Source organism: Labilithrix luteola (assembly GCF_001263205.1).
Lineage (GTDB): Bacteria > Myxococcota_A > Polyangia > Polyangiales > Polyangiaceae > Labilithrix > Labilithrix luteola.
Genome location: NZ_CP012333.1, coordinates 7,019,914 through 7,037,789, shown reverse-complemented (window position 1 = coordinate 7,037,789; position 17,876 = coordinate 7,019,914). Strand labels below are relative to the sequence as shown.

Here is a 17,876-nt window from a genome sequence, read left to right as displayed (position 1 = left end):
ACGCCGATCAGGGCGGACACGGAATGGCACGTCGTCTCGACGCCGCGAGCGATCACTCACGTGCGCTTCGAATGGAATGTAAACTGCTTCGCGGGCGCCTCGCGCGAGGAGCGCCTACCGAGAGGGGACCATGAGCGGCTCTGTTCGACTTGTTCGACTTGCTTGCGTGATCGGTGCAACCGCAACGCTCGTTGCGTGTTCGAGCGGAACGACCACGTCGAACGGCTCGACGGCCCTGCAAGCGTGTTCGCCGCTCGTGGGTGAAGACACCCCAATTGCCCTCTCGAACGTCTTCGCCGCCGGTCGCTCGACCGATGGAACGATTTACGTGATCGATCGTGCAAACGACTATCGGGCCTTCGTCTCCGATGGTTCCACTCTCCAGCGCAAGAAGGTCGCCGGCAGCGGCGAGGGACTAGGCTGGCTCGTTGCCTCGATCTCCGACGGACCCAAGGACTTCAACCTCGTCGTCGCGAGCCCGGGCGGCACAGCCACGCGCATGGGGCTGCTCGAAGGGAAGCTCACGTCGAAGGACATCGACGCCAACACCGCCGGCGAAACGCTCACGCTCGTCGATCCGAGCGCTTACGCGTCCCTCGCGGTGCACAACCTGGCACCGAACGTGGTCGTCGAAGTCGACGCGACGACCGACGACGGACATCACCTCGTGCTGATGCGGCCCGACGTCGACTGGGCGGAGAAGGATCCCCGCTTCTTCTACGGCACGCCCGACAACATGGTCGAGCGCGTCATCATGAACATGTCGCGAGGCTCGTCGATTTGGTTGATGGTCGACATCGACGGCGCGGTCTCCGACATCGTCTTCCCGTCGCCGATGCTCGCCAACAACGCGACGCCGACGATGAAAAGCGGCGGCACCACGCACACGCTCACCTATCGCGATAGCAGCCTCGGAAAAGGCCTCAACTACTACTGCCGATAGATCTCAGCGGCCTTCGCGATACGCCTTGATGGCGTTGACCACGCCGTCGGCGAGGCGCTGCTGGTATTCGGCCGAACCGAGGCGCTGTTCTTCGGCCGTGTTGGAGATGTAGCTCGTCTCGAAGAGAACCGCGGGCATGCGCGCACCGACGAGAACGTAGAAGCCTGCGCGGTGCACGCCGCCGTCGACGACATCGGGATAGATCGGCTGCAAGGATGCGACGCCCGCGCGCTGCAGGAGCTCGGCGAGACGCGTGGAGCGCGTGGATTGATCGGCGAGACGCATCGACGCGAGCAGCCGCGCGACCTCGTTCGACGCCGCCTGGCTCGTCGCGTTTTCGCGCGCGGCCACGCGCCCGGCCATGTCGCTCGTGGTGGTGTCGAGCACGTACGTCTCGACGCCGCGACGGCCCGCCTTCTCCGCCGCGTTGCAGTGAATCGAGACGAAGAGGTCGGCGCCCGCCGCATTCGCGCGCGCGGTGCGCTCCTCGAGCGTGACGTAGCGATCGTCTTCGCGCGTGAACGACACGTCGATGCCGAGGCGCGCGAGCATCGGCGCAATCTTCTGCGCGATGGCGAGCGTGACGTCTTTCTCTTTCAAGCCCGTAGGCCCCGAAGCACCGGGATCGTTGCCGCCATGCCCCGGATCGAGAACGACCCGCGAGACAGCGCGGCTACTCCCACGCTTCGAACCTGGAGGCTGGCGCGCGATGTCGATGACCACGCGATACGGCTCGAGCAGGTGGAAGACGCGGCGGTACGCCGGGCCGTTCAAATCGAGCGCGATGCGTGATCCCGTGCTGGATCCTTCGGCGACGATGCGCGAGACGATCCCCGCGAGCGGCGTCTCACGCGCGGCGGCCCCGAGCTCCACTCCGTCGAGCTCGACGTAGGTTCGTGCGCCACGATTCTTCTCGCTCGCGACGTCACCCACGCGGAAGTGCGCCGGGCGATCGAGGTGGACGACGACACGCGCGGCCTCCGGCCCATTCCATTGCTCGACGCGCGTGATGCGCGGAACGACGACCGGCCGAGGAGCTCCTGCATCCGAAAGCGCGATGGCGATCGCGCCCTCTCCTGCAAGGCCCTGATCGATGGCGTCGAGAACCTGCGGAGGCGGACGAAACGCCGCCACACGCGCGAGCGGCTCGCTGACAATCGTGCCGCACGGCCCTCCCGCCTGCGGCGTGGTCGGCGCACCGGCGTCGGCCGACGACGAGGAGCGCCTCTGCACGCGATAGAGCTCGGCATACGTGGTCTGCGCGTCCTTCGCGAGATCGCCGGCCAGCAGCGCCCCCTTCACGGCCGCATCACAGGCGCCGCGAAGAAGGAGATCGCGGCTCGCCGCGCGGTAGAGGTCGACCGCTTCCTTGGCATCTTGCTCGCGATGCTCGACGCGCCAAATGCGCTCCTCGAGGCTCGCGGCCAAAGCATGAAGCTCGACAGCACGCGCCCCCGCCCCTTCCTTGAGCGCGAGGCCCTCGACCGATTGCGCGAGCGCGATCACTTCCGGCCGCGAGGGGAGCATCTGGTCATGCGCCAGCATGGCCTTCGCCCGGGACGCGTCGTCGCCCGTCCCCGCGTCGAGTGACGCGGCCGGCTTCGCTTTTCCCCCGGAACAAGCAGTCACCAGCAGGCCCAGCGAACCGCCCAAAATCACGGACGACATCGCCGACAACACGAGAAGGATGACTGTGCCCCTGTTCCGCACCGCGCCAGAGGGTATCATCGCGACCGCGATGTCCCGCAACCACGACGCTCCCACCTACGTCGACCGGACCTCTGGCCAGGTCTTCCCCGATGCCTTCGCCATGGTCAACACCTACCTCACGCGCTTCGAAGAGCGCGCGGGCTTGCCGCTGACCCCGCTCGACGAGCACGGCTATACGCAGATGCGCAAAGGGTCGGCGACGATCGGCGTGAACGTCCTCGACGATCACGGCGTCCTCCTCCTGATCGCCCCTGTGATGCCCGTGCCGAAGGTGGGCCGCGAAGCCTTCTACCGTCGCATCCTCGAACTCTCGTTCCTCACCACGGCCGACGCGGCGTTCGCGATCGACTCCGCGAAAGACGAGGTCTTCGTCCGCGCCCTGCGGCGACTCTCCGGACTCGACTACGAGGAGTTCGAAGACTTGCTCGATACCGTCGGTCGCGTCGCCGACGACTGGGACGATGCACTGAAACGCGAATTCGGCTGATCGAGGTCGAGAGGCCTCATCGCGCGGGCGAGCGCTCATCACGCGCTCGCCCAGTGAGACGTTTTTTCCCGGCAAAATGCCTAAAAGAGACGGGCCGCTGCGTTGTGACCCCTAGGGTCCGATGCTACGGTGTCCGACACGATGACTTTGCAGCAGGGTGGTAAGGACTCGGCTGGCTCGGCTGTCTCTTCACTTTCGGACGACCAGGCCGACCAGCTCGCGGCATCGTTCCGACCCGCGTGGGACGTGGGGGGAGACGACGATCTGCCGCCGGCCCCCGCTGTCTCCACTGGCCCGGCCGTCGTCGCGCCTGATGCGCCTGCGGCCCCTGCTGCTCCCGCTGGCCCTGCCGCTGCCGCTCCTGCCGATCCCAAACCTGCGACGGCAGGTGTTGCGGGCGCCGTATCCGGCTCTCCCGGCCTTCTTTCGTCGAAGCGGAAAATTTCGGCCAATCAAACGGTGATCGGCATCGCGCCGCCGCCCGCGAATCTCCTCGTGGACTCGTCGCCCGCACCGGCCGTGACGGCAAACGCGACGCAGGAGATCGACGCGGCGAACATCCTCGAAGCGGTGGCTGCACTGCCGCCCGATTCGGCAGACAAGACCCTCAAGCTTCCTGCGCAGAAGAGCACGTCGACGCCCCCGCCCGCTCCCAAGGCTGCTGCCAAAACCGAGGCGACGCCGAAGAAAGACGCGCCGAAAAAGGACGCGCCGAAGAAGGAGAACGGCAAGGTGACGGCGGCCCAAGCCGACGCGTCCAAACCGAACTCGACGCGCCCCGTTGCCGAGCAGGCCGACCCGTTCCGCGCAAAGCCAATTTCCGCGCTTGCGACGACCGAGCTTCAGGCGCTCGTGCCGAGGCGCTCGAACAAGGGGTTCATCATCGGTGGCGTCGTCGTCGCCGCCGCGGTGGTCATCGGCCTTGCCATGCGTTCGGGCTCCTCGGAGACGCCGAAGCCGGCGCCCGAGGCCACCGCGCGCGTTATCGCTCCCGCGCCGACGAACGATATTCCGCCGCCGGCCGAAAAAGACGAGCCGAGTGGCACGCCGCAGGTAACGCAGGTCGCGCCGGCGGCGACGCCTGCAAAAGCGGAAGCCCCCTCGAAGCCCGCCGCGACGACGGCCGCCGCGATTCCGGCGGATCATCGAGAGAGTGTTACGGCGCCGAAATCTCCGGAGCCCGCCCGCGTGACCGCGGCTCCTGCTCCGCGCCCCGAACCGAAGTCGCAGCCGAAGGTCGCTGCTGCTCCTGCGCCCTTGCCGCCTGCATCGAAGACTCCCCAGAAAGGGGCTTCCGGCGGTATCGTTCGCGACAATCCGTTCTGAGCATCGCTCGACGGAGTGGCGCGCGCGGTGCTCGAGACGTAGACCCGCAGCCGACGCGCGCTCGACGTGTTTCGACGTGTTTCGACGTTTCGAGTTTTCCGCTTTCCGCTTTCCGCTTTTTAGCGTTTCAGCGTTTCCGCGTTTTAGCGTTTCCGCGCCGCCTGCGATTACCACCATGAAGACGAGCCTCATCGCCACGGGTGTCCTAGTTGCATTTCTTTCTTCGACCGTGCCGCACGTCGCGCACGCCGAAGATGATCCGGTCACGACGCAGGCTCGCGCGCGCTTCAAAGAAGGCGTCGACTTCTATGACAAGGGCCAATTCGAGAACGCGCGTCTCGCGTTCTTGCAGGCCTACATGCTCAAGAAACACCCCGCGGTGCTCCTCAATCTCGCGCAGAGCAGCGCGAAGTCGGGTCATCCGCTCGAAGCATCGAAGTACTTCCAGCAGTACTTGAAGGAAGCCACCACCGCGACGCCCGCGCAGCGCGCCGACGCCGAGAGCGGCCTCGCCGAGGTGCAAAAGAAGATCGGTCGCATCGAGATCGTCGCGCCCGCGGGAACGGACATCACCCTCGACGACAAGGATCGCTTGGGCACGTCGCCCATCAGCGAGCCGATCGACGTCGAGCCCGGTCCGCACACGCTCAAGTCGTCGACCGAGACGATCCGCGTGACGGCCACCGCAGGTCAGAAGGTGCAGGCCAGGTTCGGCGGGGGCACGACGGTAGCCGCCGTCACGCCTGTCCCCACGCCTCCCACCGAGCCCACGCCCGAACCCGCAGCGGCTCCTCAGCCTGCGGAGCAGCCGATCGTGAGCGAAAGCACGGCGAAGCACACGAACCTGCTCGCTCCGCCCAAGAACATGACACCGGTTTACGTGGGCCTCGGCGTCGGAGGCGTGGGCCTCGTCAGCGCGATCGTGTTCGCCGCGTTCCGCGCAGACGCTCAGACCAAAGCTGACACCGTGGCCGACCAGATTCGCTCGGCGGCGAAAGCCTCGAACCTCGATCCGGGGGGACTCTGCAACGACCCCCGGCAGCAGACACGCTTCGGCGGAGCATGTGCAACGCTTCGCGACAACAACGACAAGGTCGACACCAACACGATCATCGCGAACGTCTCGCTCGTCGTGATGGGTGCAGGTCTCCTCACCGCCGCCGGCTGGTACCTCTTCGCGCCGAAGAAGGGCGAGCCGAAAACGGAGGGCGCGGCCCCCGCAACGGCCATGCGGCCCACCGTGCAGGTCACGCCGTACGGCGGCGCCGGTCAGGGCGGGCTCACCGTGTTCGGCAGCTTCTGATCGTCGTCACGGATAGCGAATCACGCGCGCGTAGCCCGGCACCATGTTGCCTTCGCCGGGCTTGCGCGCGAGCGCGACGGCGAAGCACTTCGACGAATCGCACCCTGCATCGACGAGCGCATCGGCCGGCTGATCGGCCATTCCCAGCGCAGGCAGCGCACCTTCCGGCGTGACCACGCGATGCGCCAGGCCCGCGATCGGAGCGCGCGCCTTGCCGATCGCCGAGACGCGTTCGACCCACGCCACCGACACGTCGTCACCGAGCACGCCGGTGAAGAAGGGCCCGACCTCTCGCCCGCAGGTGCCGGGCGATAGCTCGACGACCTCGTCCGGTTTGCCTTGCGTGCGATCGACGCGCATCGCCATCACCTTGGTTCGCGCGGTCGGCGCTCCGCCGTCGGCACCACAGCCCTCGCTCGCGTCCTCCGTGAAGACGATGACCACGGCGCGCGGCGAAGCATCGACGGCAACGACGTCGTCGTCGTGCGGGATCTTCGTTTCGAGGCGCCTCAGCGCCCCCGGCGAACCGTCTTTCACCTCACGAATGGCCACGGCCCCCGAAGAGGCCACGCGGACCACGCCGAGATCGTCACCAACGGTGTATTCGGCTCGCTCGCGCAGCTCGTCGTCGCCGAAGTCCTTGTCTGGCAGAAGAGGAAGCGGGCCGTGCGCTCCGAGTCGCGGGCCGTGCGTGCCCGCGTCTTTGCCCGTTTCCGGAGCCCCCGCGTCCGTCGACGCCTCGCCTCCGAGCGTCCACAGCGCGATGCCCTCGTCTTCGTCGAGAAGAGCGAACGCCCGATGATTGCCGCAGACCAGCGTGGCATCGTCGTCTTTCACGAGCGTCACCCGGTGCACGGGCCCGCTCCAGGGCTTCGACGAAACCTTGCGTCCATCGGTGAACCAAACCGCATCGCGTGTCGTGCACGAGCCAGCCGCGACGTCGGCGACCTCCGAAGCGGGCGCGAGATCTTGTCCGACGAGCAGCATCTGACGAACGAGCTTGTCGTTGCGTTTGCCGCGCCAGGTGAGCGCAACGCCGGGACCGACGGGTGCCACCTTCAGATCCACTTCGGGCGACCACCTGATGCCGTCGAGGACGGTCTTGTCGGCGACGATCTCGTCTTTCGCAGAGATCCGCTGGAGGCGAATCGCCTTGGCCGCGACGTCGAGGCCGGCGACGAGGACCTCACCGTTCGACAGACGACTCGCAGCGATGGGCGCCGAGTACCGATACGGGTCGAAGCTGCCTGCGCGAGGAGCTTCCGTCGACGATGACGGCGCGACCTCGCTGCTCGCGTCGGCGCCCTGCTCGGAGCGCTTCGAACACGAGCAGCCGAGGGCACCCGGCGCGAGAAGAACGACCGACCCGACGAACAGAGCCCTCGTCACGTGGGTGGGTGTCCCTACTGACGCACCGCGGCTTCATGTCCGCCACTCTTCTCGGTGAGCCCGGCGAGGGTCAAGTTCGGGAGGCGGAGCACATTGCGATCTTGGAAGGTTGGGGGCGCTCGCTGGGGCTCCGTTGCATGCAACTGCATGCATTGATTTCATCCATGAAATCACGTTTCAATCTTGAACGGGCGCCGACGGGGTCTCGCCGTGCCACGCCCGACTCGAATACGGCCCCGCTGGCGGCAGCCTCGGACTTGGCTCGAACGATGCGTCGGCCGGATGGGGACGAGGTGCGAGCGTTCTGCCTCTGCCTTGCAAATAAGAGAGGACACCACGTGTCACCCGGGGAAAGATGATGTTGCGGGTTCGAGACCTCAGATTGCCCCACAATGAGCGATAGAACGTTCGGCGCCTACAGACTGATCGCGGAGCTCGGTCGGGGCGGCATGGCGAACGTCTACCTCGCGGTCCGTCAGGGCCCCGAGGGCTCGGGGTTCGCGAAGCTGATGGTGCTCAAGCGGCTGCGTCCGGATCTGGCGGACCAGCCGGAGTGCGTCGAGATCCTGGTCGACGAGGCGCGCATCGCGGCGCTCCTCAATCACGTCAACGTCGTCCAGACGCACGAGATCGGCGAGGTCGACGGCGAGTTCTTCATCGCCATGGAGTACCTCGAGGGCCAACCGCTGCATCGCTTGCAGCAGCAAGCCGCGAAGACGCGCAAGGCCGGCGCGGTGATGCCGCTCACGCGCGAGCAGCAATACCTCATCGTGATGGATGCTCTCGCGGGCCTCCACCACGCGCACGAGCTCGTCGACTTCGAGGGCACGTCGCTGAACCTCGTTCATCGCGACATGACCCCGCACAACATGTTCGTCACCTACGACGGACACGTGAAGATCCTCGACTTCGGCGTGGCCAAGGCCGTAGGGCGCACGCTCGAGACGCGGCGGGGCAGCGTGACCGGCAAGGTCCGTTATATGGCTCCCGAGCAGGCCATCGGCGCCGTCATCACGCGCCGCGCGGACATCTTCTCGATGGGGATCATCCTCTGGGAGATCGCCACGGGCAAACGCATGTGGGACGAGCTCGACGATCTCGAGATCGTCCAGGCCCTCGCCTCGGGCTCACTTCCACCGTCGCCACGCGTCATCGATCCGACCGTGCCACGCGCCATCGACGCCATCTGCAACAAGGCCCTCGCGGTTCGCGAGAACGAACGTTACGAGACGGCCGAAGACTTCCGCGCCGACATCGAGCGCTTTCTCGACGAGACGGGCAACCTGGCGGTCACGCGCAGCAAGCTCGCCACGTCGATGGCCATGCTCTTCATGGACAAGAAGCTCGAGCTTCGACGTCTCATCGAAGCGCAGCTCGCGGAGCTCGACATCACGAACACCACGCGCCAGCGCCTCGTGCGTTCGCAGCCAGACTCGCGCCTCACGCCACGCGCCGTGGAGCTACCTTCGCGCCGCGCCGCCATCGAAGCAAAGGAGCCGAGCGTGCCGGCGCCGCCCATCGAGGCGGACCGCACGAGCCCCGTCGTGGTGGTTCAGCCGCGCAAGCGACGTCGCTTCTCGCTCGGCGTGGCGACGGCTGCGATGACGATCGCCGCGGTTCTTGCGCTCGTCAGCATGCAGGGAACCTCGCCGTCGTCGCGAGGCGCAGCGATCTTGCCCGATCCGCAGAGTCATGCGGCGGCGCCTCCGCCGGCTGTCGAGCCGGCAACGCTCGCTCCGCAGGCGCCCCAGGTCGGCCCCAAAGACGCCTCGACCGACTGACACACTCAACGGTCCGGCCGCAGAATCCCGAAGCGCCGCATCTTCCGGTAGAGCGTCGCGCGCGGAACGCCGAGGATCTTCGAGGCGACGACCACGTTCCAATCCGTCTCCTCCAAGGTGGCGACGATGCGCGCACGTAGCGCTGCGCTGGGCCCACGCGGCGACGGCGACGAAACTTCGCCGAGCGCGAGATCGCTTTCTCCGAGCTCGGTGCGCTTCGCGAGGAGAACCGCCTTGGTCAGCACGTTCTCGAGCTCGCGAACGTTGCCCGGCCATGCGTGAGCGAGGAGCGCGCGTTCGGCGCTCCGATCGAGGGCTGCACGCGGTCGACCGAGCTCGGTCGCCAGACGGGCAAGCGTCGATTCGGCGAGCGGAAGAACGTCTTCGATGCGATCGCGAAGCGGCGGCAGCTCGATGTCTACGACGGCAACGCGATAATAGAGATCTTCGCGAAAGCGCCCTGCCCTCACCTCTTCGGCAAGAACGCGATTCGTCGCGCACACGAGACGCACGTCGACCGGCACGGACTCGGTCGCACCGAGCGGGCGTACCTCGCGCTCCTGCAGGACGCGCAGGAGCTTCACCTGCATCGACGGCGGCATCTCGCCGAGCTCGTCGAGAAAGAGCGTTCCCCCGCGCGCAGCCACGAAGAGGCCGGGTTGATCCCGTGTGGCGCCGCTGAAGGCTCCGCGCTTGTAGCCGAAGAGCTCGGCCTCGAGCAGACTCTCGGGGAGCGCACCGCAGTTGATGGCCACGAAGGCGGCGTTCGCGCGCGCACTGTTCGCGTGGATCACGCGTGCCACGCGCTCCTTGCCCGTTCCGCTTTCGCCTCGCACGAGCACGGTGATGTCGGTATCGATCACGCGCTCGAGAACGCCGAGAACGCGCTGCATCGGCAGGCTCGAGGTCACCATCGTGCCGTAGTCGAAGCGACGTTTCGCGGCCGGTGGAGTGCGCCGTTCGTCGTCTTCGATGGTCCGCTTCAAGCGGGCGATCTCGAGTGCCTGTCCGCGCGCGAGATGCTCGACTTCCGCGTTGCGCTCCTCGAGCTCGCGGGTCTTGATGCGCAGCTCCTCGACGAGCCGCGACTTGACGAGCGCCAGTGCAGCCTGATCGCCGAGCGCCAGGAGCACGTCGACGAGCTCGCTGCGAAAGCTGCCTGACGAGAACCGATGATCGACGTAGATCGCGCCGAGAATTCCGTCCGGTGATCGAATCGGAACGCAGAGCAGAGACTTCAAGCCCATCGCGTGCACGCTTCGGGCCTTCGTGAAGCGCGGGTCGAACCCGGCGTCGACCGCGATGACCGGCTCGCCCGTGCGCACCACGCGCTCGGCGACGGTTCGGCTGAATTTGAGGTTGCCCTGACGAATCGTCTCGCGGTCGATGTTCCGTGCGATGGCCACTTTCAAGGCGCCGCGCGCCTCGCCGCTTGCGCGCGGCGTGTCGACGAGCAGGAACCCTCGCTCGGCGTTCGTGAGACCGACTGCGGCGTCGAGCGTCTCCTCGAGAACCGCATTCGTGGACGACGCGGAGTTGAGGCGCCGGTTGATCTCGAGGATGCGCCGCACGTCGATCGACGAAGACGCCTCGGCCGGTGCGCGCGTGGGCTCGGGCGCGAAGGCGTTGGCCCTCGATGGGTGGCGGCGAAACGCTTCGTGGAGCTCCGGCGGAAGCGAGGCGGCGACCTTCTCCCAGAGCTCTCGTGCACGCGCGAGATGGCGCGCGGCCAGAAACGAGCTGCCCACGGCCGCGTAGGCATCCGCGAGGCGCGCTTCGACATCGGCGATCAATCCGCTCTGACCGGTGGCCGCTGCTCGCTCGGACGCGCGCTCGAGATCCGGAACGGCATCCTTCGCACGCCCTGCGGCGATTGCGACAAGACCGCGAACGACCAACCACGACGCCTCGACGTCCGCCATTGCGAGCGCCCTCACTTTGGCGGCGGAGGACTCGACGGCCCGAGCGGCAGCCGGGAGTTCCGATGCGAGGACGCATGCTCGCGCACGCTGCAGCGCGATGGCCACGAGCTCGCGATCGCTCGCGCCGGCGAGCAACCGGCCGGCTTCGTCGAGATGCCTGACACTCGCCGCGTGATCGCCCGAAGCCGTGGCGACGTCAGCGAGGACGGCCTCGGCCCCCGCCGCGAGAAGCGCCATGTCTTCGCGTTTCGCCCCTTCGCGAGCCACGACGGCATGACGAGCGGCGGCGTCCCACGCGCCGATGTCGGCATGGACCTTCGCGAGGTCGAAATCGAGCGTCACGCGCGTCGTCGGCATCCCGAGCGCGACGGCCAGACGATGACCACGCCGATACGCGTCCAGGGCGCGGCCCAGGTCACCGAGCTCGTGACATGCACTGCCGTAATTGAGAGCGGCCGAGGCGACGAGGTCGTCGAGTCCTTCGCGCTCGGCGACGTCGAGTGCCTCGGCATAGGCGCGGACGGCCGCGGGCGTCTCGCCGGCGACGTACTCCAAGAACGCCGTGGCGCTCGCCACGCGAAAGCGCCCTCGCGGCGCCAGGGTGGGAACTTCACGCGCCTGACCGAGGAGATGCCGAGCATCGGCGCTGGTCCCCATACGACTGGTGGCGAATGCCGCGTTCAGCAGGAGATCGAGGCGGATCTCGGGAGGCGGTTCTTCGTGAAGACCGGAGCGAGCGACCGCTGCCGCAGTGACGTCGTCACCCCGCTTGAGAAGCGCCAGCGACAATGCAGCGGCAACGCGAGCTCTTTCCGCGCCGATGACATGGGGAAGCACACGACCGAGAATCGATGCGGCGCGACGACTATCGCCCATCTGGGCATGGCACTGGCCGGCGATCGTCCGAAGCCGTACGCGCTCGTCCTCGTGAGGTCGCTTGCGAAGTCGCGCGACGATCAGCGCGAGGGCTCGCGCCGGTTCGCCCGACTCTGCATAGATCTCGGCCGCACAATGCACCAATTCGCCGGACGGCCGCGGCGTCGCTTCGAGGACCGCGTCCACCGCGTGACGAAACGCGGGGGTGCGACGAGCCGCGTCGATGAGCACCCGCGAGGCTCGCTTCGGCTCGAACGCTGCGAGGTGGACAATCGACGTTGCACGGAGATCATCGCGATCGGGATTCGCCACGAGCTGCGCCTCCGCTTCGCTCGCCAGCAAGCGATGGGCCGCGTGCATGTCCGCCCTGCCGAGCGCCTCGGCCAGGCGCACGGCATCCGAGCGCCGGTGGAGGCGGACACCGTCGGGCTCGGCGACGACGAGCCCGCGGCGCACGAGACCGTCGAGCGCGTGCGAGGGCGGGAGCACACGAGTCCCCGCAGCGACCACGAGTGCCACGATCACGCGGGCCTCGTCGTCGAGCGTGCCGAGGTCGAGGGCCCCACGCTGGGTTCCCGAAGCACGAACGGCGCGCGACAGGGCTCGCGAGTCCCACTCGCCTGCATCGAGCTGGGCGAGGACCGCGGCGATCTCCTTCGGGTACCCCGCCGTCTCTCGTGCAATCGCGCCGAGTGATGCCGCGGGGATCCGCGAGCGAAGCCATTCGGCGATCTCGAGTTCTTCGAGTGGCCGGAGAGGCAACGTAGCTGATTCAGGAACCGCCGCGAGCCTCGTTCGCGACGTGACGAACAGACCGAGCTTGCCGTCCTCGGGGAGCGAACGAACGAGCGCCGAGAGTGCTTCGCCTTCTTGGGTGTCGAGCGCATCGGCGTCATCGAGGATCAGCACGAGCGGCTCATTTCGTGCAGAGAGACGGTCGACGGCGGAGGCGACCTTCGCCGGTGTGGCCGACGCGAGCTCCTCACCGAGCGCCATTCCGAGCATGGTCGACATGGCGCGTGGTCGGACGGCCGATACGGCGATAGCGTCTATCCGAAGCTGCGCTTCCGCCTTGATCTCCTCGAGGATGCGCGTGCGCCCACTCCCGTCGTCACCGACCCACGCGAGGACACGCGGTCTGGGTTTTCCTTGGGAAACCGCGTCGAGGAGGGATCGCGCGGAACGAAGAGCGTCATCGCGACCGACCAGCATCGTGCCGAGAAGGTCGGACGCGAGCGGCTTGATCCACGGCACGCCAAGCAGCTCCGCAAGCTCTTCGGCACTCTGTGGCCGGTCCTGAGGCTGTTCGGCGGTCATTCGCGTGACGACCTTGCGAATGCGCGCCGGCAGCGCGTCGCCGAGGGCGCGCAACGTCACGCCGAGCGCGAAGAAGTCCGCCGTACGGTGCAGCATCCCGCGGAGGAGCTCCGGCGCCACGAAGCCTGGTGTGCCCGAGACGTCGCGCACGGAGACGACGTCGAGAGGGCGCGAACAACTGAGGTCGATGAGGACTGCACGCCCGTGCGCATCGACGAGGGCATTGCCCGGATGAACGTCGCCATGGAGCACGCCTCGGGCATGCAGAGCTCCGAGGGCCGACACGACGTCGGCGATCGGGTCGACGAGCTCCTGCCACGACCGACCTCGAGCATACGCAGCGAGGTCCACACCTTCGACGAGTGCCGACGTGTAGAAGCCGCGCGCCGCTCCGCCCTCACGAAGCCATCCGAAGTCGAAGACGCGAACGAGGTGCGCGTGATGCCCGGCCCGCAGGGCGAGAAACTCACGGCGCAACACATCGAGCGCAACCGGATCGGTGCCGACGAGCTTGAGCGCGACGTCTGTGTCGAGCGCGAGATCGCGGACGCGAAAGGCCGTCGCGAGACCGCCCTTCCCGAGCGGCCCTCGCACCACGTACCGATTCGCGATGCGTGTGCCGGGTAACACGCCACGAGTGTATCAACTGAGCCAAGCCGATACATCAATGAGTCACTCGTGAGACACTTCGAGGCTCGCCAGCCGAATTTGCCGAGTTTTACGCTTGGCCTGATTGGTGCTTAGCTGGTCAGCATGCGACGCGGCCTCCTTTGTTTCCTCCTCGGTGCGCTGGGTATCGGCGCCCTCGCCATCGCCTGCGAGAGCTCCGACCCTGGCCTCGGCACGCAGGGGATTCATCCGCAGCCGCAGCCCAATCGACGCCCCGTGAGCTTCACGGCGCCCTGCACGGCAACGTCGTGTGGCGACGCGCCCTCCTCGCTCGCAACTCCGCGCTGCAAGCCGCTTCCGAACGACTGCTCGTGGACCGACGACACTTCCGTGAGCTACCGGCCGTGCGACGCGGGCGAATGCGGTCCAGCACCGGGCGCCGAAGTTTGCCCGGCCAACACCACGTTCAAGGGCAACGCGTGCGGAAGCGAGAACGAAGGCGCATGCCTCTGGAGCACCGCCTGCATGCCGCCTCGCAGCACCACGCCTTGCCCGACGACCGAAGGTTGCGGCCCGCAACCGGCCATCGGCGTCATCTGCACCGACGGCGGCTCGGGCGGTCTCGAGTGCATGCAGCTCGAGTCCGGCTGCTCGTGGCAGCGCACATGTGACTGACGGCTGGGCGCAGCCACTCCCCAGGCGCAGCCGCTCCCCAATCCCTTCCCTTCACCACTCATCGACGACCACTGCACGACGACGCGAGCGTCGTGCAGCAGGGCATTCTTTCGTCTCGCGTTCGAGGACTTGTCATGACGATTCGTACGACGATGCTCGCTGCATCTCTCTTTGCTTTCGCCTTCGCCGCCGCCTGCTCCAACAGCGACAATGATTCCACCGGCGGCAACCCCGACCCCTCGCAAAACGACGGCAACACCGCGACGACACGCGAGGCGCTGAAGTTCGTCGCGCCCTGCGCGGCGTCCGCATGCGGTGAGGTCCCCAGTTCGTCGAAGTCGACGAAGCCTACCTGCGCCAAAGCGGTGTCCGGCTCGTGCAGCTGGAGCGATACCGATCCGAACGGCACCGTCTCCTACCGCCCGTGCGCAGATTCGGAATGTGGAACGAAGCCCGACGCGAGCGTGTGCCCATCCGGCACCACCTTCAAAGGCGCGCAGTGCGGGAGTGAAAACGAGGGCGCGTGCACGTGGACCTCGGCGTGCGTCCCGCCGCCCAGCACCACGCCTTGCCCCGATGCCGACGGTTGCGGCCCTCAGCCTGCCATCGGCGTCATCTGCGCGGACGGCGGCTCCGGCGGTCTCGAGTGCATGAAGCAAGGCACCAAGTGCGTGTGGCAGCGCACGTGCGAATGACGCGTTGGCAGTAACGCGTCAGGCCGCGCGTTCGGGCGCTTCGGCGGGGGGGTCGACGCGCACGACGATGACGGTGACGTTGTCTTTGCCACCGCTGTCGTTCGCGGCCTTGATGAGCGCGTCGACCATACGTTTGGGGTCGGTCGAGCCGAGCAACGTCTCGCGAATGCGATCGTCGTCGAGCATCTTCGTCAAACCGTCGGAGCAAACGAGGTAGAGATCCCCGGGCTCCGGCTTTCCGACGATGACATCGATGGGAACGGTCGGCCACACGCCGACTGCGCGGCTCAAGTGGGCCGCGTCGGCGCCGGTCACGCCGTAGTCGCGCATCGTGTGATCGGACGTCATCTGTGAAAGCTCGTTGTTGCGGAGCCGGTAGAGTCGGCTATCGCCCACGTGCCCGACGTACAGGCGCTGCTTGCGCGCGAGAAAGCGAGCGGCGCAGATCGTCGTGCCCATGCCGGTGAGCTCGCGCTCGGACTCCGCGCGCGACTGGATGGCGACGTTGGCCATCTGGATCGCGCGCGCGAGCTCCGAGGCCCGTGGCGGGATCGTGGCGTGGGGAACACCTTCGAAGCGGCTCTCGGTGAAGGCGTCGTCGATGGTCTTCACCGCCAGACCGCTGGCGATCTCACCGCCATTGTAGCCACCCATGCCGTCGGCCACGACGTACAGGCCTTCGTCGTCACGCACGAGGAGGCTGTCCTCGTTGCGTTTGCGCTTGAGGCCTCGGTCCGTCTGGGCGCGCGCCGAGACGAAGATGAGCGCCTTGGCCTGCGTAGGCTCGTCATCCGCAGCGTCGACGTCGTAGAGGATCTTGAAGGCGGGAGGCTGAATGACGAGACGCTGCTCCGGCTTCTTGCCGACGAGCGTGGGCTCCACTTCTTCGTCGTCTTCGAAATCGATGCGAGGAAGCGCCTCGGCAACCGGAGCCTGCGGCGTGTCCGCTTCGTGTGAGTCTGTGTTCGCCTGCGGCACGGGCACGGTGATCCGTTCGGAGCGGTCCGCCTCGGACGAGGGGCGAAGACTGCGTGCCTTCGGCGTCGGCGCCGGCGTGGCGTCCTCGGATTCTTCACCCCCGCCCGACCAGAGCCGGCCAATCGCAATGGCCAGCACCAGCGAGACAAGACACGAGAGAACCCAGATCACGTCGGACATCGAGAAGGACACCTCTTCTCGCGCGGTGCGCCCGCGCACGCATTCCCCTGCACGATCATCTCTTAGGCCCCGCTCAGCGTCCAGTTCGACGAGGGAGAAACCGTAGAGAATGGCGACAGCATGAGAACCCCGCTCCTCGCGCCCTCCGAAGCAGGTTGTCGTCCTCGCTCTCCCTCCGACTCACAGCCCAGCTCGAGCGGTGCCTGTTGCGCTTACATCGTCCCTGCACCGCGGCCATCACGAAACGCGCCGCGCTCGTGCTTGTGTCGCCCATCTGCGAACCTCGTTGGTATAGAGGAAGCGCGCTCATGACCAACACGGATCCGCCGGGCGAGGAGACGCTGAGGCAAGAGGTTGCGCTGGGGGTTCGTTATCGAAGCCAGCCGCGTATCGTGTGGACGGACGACACCGGAGAACACACCACCGTCATCGACGGTCGCCAGCTCGTCGGCTCTGCCGCGCGCTCGGGCATCGTCATCCAGGACGGCACGGTCTCGCGCCTCCACGCGGAATTCGAAGCCCGTCGTGACGGCCTCTGGGTGCGCGACCTCGGCAGCCGTAACGGCACTTACGTCGAGGGCCTGCAGGTCTCCGGAGCGCGCGTTCCCGACCACGGCAAGGTCCGGCTTGGTGCCGTCGAGCTCGTGGTCGACTACGAGGCCGAGCCACGCAAGGCCGTCCCTGTCTGGCGCGAAGCGCGGTTTGGGCGTCTGGTCGGAACCAGCCTCGCGATGCGCGAACTCTTTGCCGCGCTCGCCCGCATCTCGCCGCTCGACGCGCCCGTTCTCATCCAGGGCGAAACGGGTACCGGCAAGGAGCTCGTGGCGCAGGCCATTCACGACGCCTCGACGCGCGCCGGTAAGCCGTTCGTCGTCGTCGATTGTGCGGCGCTCCCGGAGAACCTTCTCGATGCCGAGCTCTTCGGTCATGCTCAAGGAGCTTTCAGCGGCGCCACCACCGCCCGCGCCGGGGCGGTCGAGCTTGCGGACGGAGGAACCGTCTTCCTCGACGAGATCGGCGAGCTGCCGATCTCGATGCAACCGAAGCTGCTTCGCGTGCTCGAGTCGAAGACCGTGAGGCGACTGGGCGAGACCACCCAGCGCCAGGCCGACGTGCGCTTCATTTCCTCGACGCACCGCGACCTGCTCACGATGGTGAGCGCGGGCGAGTTCCGTGAGGATCTCTACTTCCGCCTCGCGGCGCTTCCGATCTCGGTGCCCGCGCTGCGCGATCGCCGCGAAGACATCGAGCTGCTCGTGAATCACTTCCTCGAGCAGTCGAAGAGCCCCGGGTCGGCCGATCCCGAGCTCCTTCGCGAGCTGCTCGGTCGTCCGTGGCGCGGCAACGTCCGCGAGCTCCGTAACTTCGTCGAACGCGCGCGTGCACTCGGCGCCGACCAAGCCTTGGCGATGTCCGAGCCGACGCGCCAACGACCGCCGGTGGATGCAGTCGCCGCCAGCGAGCCGACGTCTGGCACCACGCCGTCGAAGCTCGTCACGGCGGACGAGAAGGTCTTCGACCAAAAGTATCGTGACTTCCGCGACGCATGGCTCGACCTCGGCGAGCGTGAGTACGTCCAGCGCCTGCTCGCTCGTCACGAGCGCAACGTTTCGGCCGCCGCGCGCGCCGCCGAAATTCACCGCACGTACATCTATCGTCTGATCCGCAAGCACGAGATCTGACGC

Annotated in this window: 12 protein-coding genes; 8 read left to right on the top strand and 4 right to left on the bottom strand. The window is 67.2% G+C overall.

All coding sequences use genetic code 11. From position 1 onward, the window contains the following. Positions 1-130: 130 nt before the first annotated feature. The gene (locus AKJ09_RS30430) at positions 131-943 is read left to right on the top strand and encodes a hypothetical protein (RefSeq protein WP_146651374.1); all 813 of its coding nucleotides are present in this window, start codon (positions 131-133) and stop codon (positions 941-943) included. Between the two features lie 3 nt (positions 944-946). On the opposite strand, the gene AKJ09_RS30425 is transcribed toward AKJ09_RS30430, so the two are convergent. Further along, the gene (locus tag AKJ09_RS30425; protein ID WP_205633840.1) at positions 947-2,488 is read right to left on the bottom strand and encodes an N-acetylmuramoyl-L-alanine amidase family protein; all 1,542 of its coding nucleotides are present in this window, start codon (positions 2,486-2,488) and stop codon (positions 947-949) included. Positions 2,489-2,681: 193 nt separating this feature from the next. On the opposite strand from AKJ09_RS30425, the gene AKJ09_RS30420 reads away from it, so the two are divergent. The 3 genes from AKJ09_RS30420 to AKJ09_RS30405 all read left to right on the top strand — a co-directional run bounded on the left by AKJ09_RS30420 (position 2,682) and on the right by AKJ09_RS30405 (position 5,769). Next, entirely contained in the window at positions 2,682-3,140 is a 459-nt protein-coding gene (locus AKJ09_RS30420) for a YbjN domain-containing protein (protein WP_146651372.1), read from the top strand. Between the two features lie 141 nt (positions 3,141-3,281). Further along, positions 3,282-4,466 carry a flagellar biosynthesis protein FlhF gene (locus tag AKJ09_RS30410; protein ID WP_169927998.1) on the top strand — a complete coding sequence of 395 codons (1,185 nt, stop codon included), beginning with the start codon at positions 3,282-3,284 and terminating at the stop codon, positions 4,464-4,466. A gap of 175 nt (positions 4,467-4,641) precedes the next feature. Continuing rightward, entirely contained in the window at positions 4,642-5,769 is a 1,128-nt protein-coding gene (locus AKJ09_RS30405; protein WP_146651369.1) for a tetratricopeptide repeat protein, read from the top strand. Between the two features lie 6 nt (positions 5,770-5,775). On the opposite strand, the gene AKJ09_RS30400 is transcribed toward AKJ09_RS30405, so the two are convergent. Next, positions 5,776-7,158: a hypothetical protein gene (locus AKJ09_RS30400; RefSeq protein ID WP_146651368.1), complete on the bottom strand. Its 1,383-nt coding sequence runs from the start codon at positions 7,156-7,158 to the stop codon at positions 5,776-5,778. A gap of 392 nt (positions 7,159-7,550) precedes the next feature. On the opposite strand from AKJ09_RS30400, the gene AKJ09_RS30395 reads away from it, so the two are divergent. Then, positions 7,551-8,939 carry a serine/threonine protein kinase gene (locus AKJ09_RS30395; protein ID WP_146651367.1) on the top strand — a complete coding sequence of 463 codons (1,389 nt, stop codon included), beginning with the start codon at positions 7,551-7,553 and terminating at the stop codon, positions 8,937-8,939. Between the two features lie 5 nt (positions 8,940-8,944). On the opposite strand, the gene AKJ09_RS30390 is transcribed toward AKJ09_RS30395, so the two are convergent. After that, positions 8,945-13,684 carry a sigma 54-interacting transcriptional regulator gene (locus AKJ09_RS30390; protein WP_146651366.1) on the bottom strand — a complete coding sequence of 1,580 codons (4,740 nt, stop codon included), beginning with the start codon at positions 13,682-13,684 and terminating at the stop codon, positions 8,945-8,947. 123 nt (positions 13,685-13,807) lie between these two features. Here AKJ09_RS30390 and AKJ09_RS30385 point away from each other — a divergent pair, with 123 nt between their 5' ends. Further along, positions 13,808-14,338, top strand: coding sequence for a hypothetical protein (locus AKJ09_RS30385; protein WP_146651365.1), 531 nt, complete (start codon positions 13,808-13,810; stop codon positions 14,336-14,338). A 134-nt stretch (positions 14,339-14,472) separates the two neighbouring features. Continuing rightward, positions 14,473-15,033 carry a hypothetical protein gene (locus tag AKJ09_RS30380; RefSeq protein ID WP_146651364.1) on the top strand — a complete coding sequence of 187 codons (561 nt, stop codon included), beginning with the start codon at positions 14,473-14,475 and terminating at the stop codon, positions 15,031-15,033. Between the two features lie 18 nt (positions 15,034-15,051). Here the strand turns inward: AKJ09_RS30380 and AKJ09_RS30375 are convergent, their stop codons facing one another. Further along, complete coding sequence (locus AKJ09_RS30375) at positions 15,052-16,191, bottom strand: PP2C family protein-serine/threonine phosphatase (RefSeq protein WP_146651363.1); 1,140 nt, start codon at positions 16,189-16,191, stop codon at positions 15,052-15,054. Positions 16,192-16,499: 308 nt separating this feature from the next. Here AKJ09_RS30375 and AKJ09_RS30370 point away from each other — a divergent pair, with 308 nt between their 5' ends. Next, positions 16,500-17,873: a sigma 54-interacting transcriptional regulator gene (locus AKJ09_RS30370; protein ID WP_146651362.1), complete on the top strand. Its 1,374-nt coding sequence runs from the start codon at positions 16,500-16,502 to the stop codon at positions 17,871-17,873. The last annotated feature ends 3 nt before the right edge of the window (positions 17,874-17,876 follow it).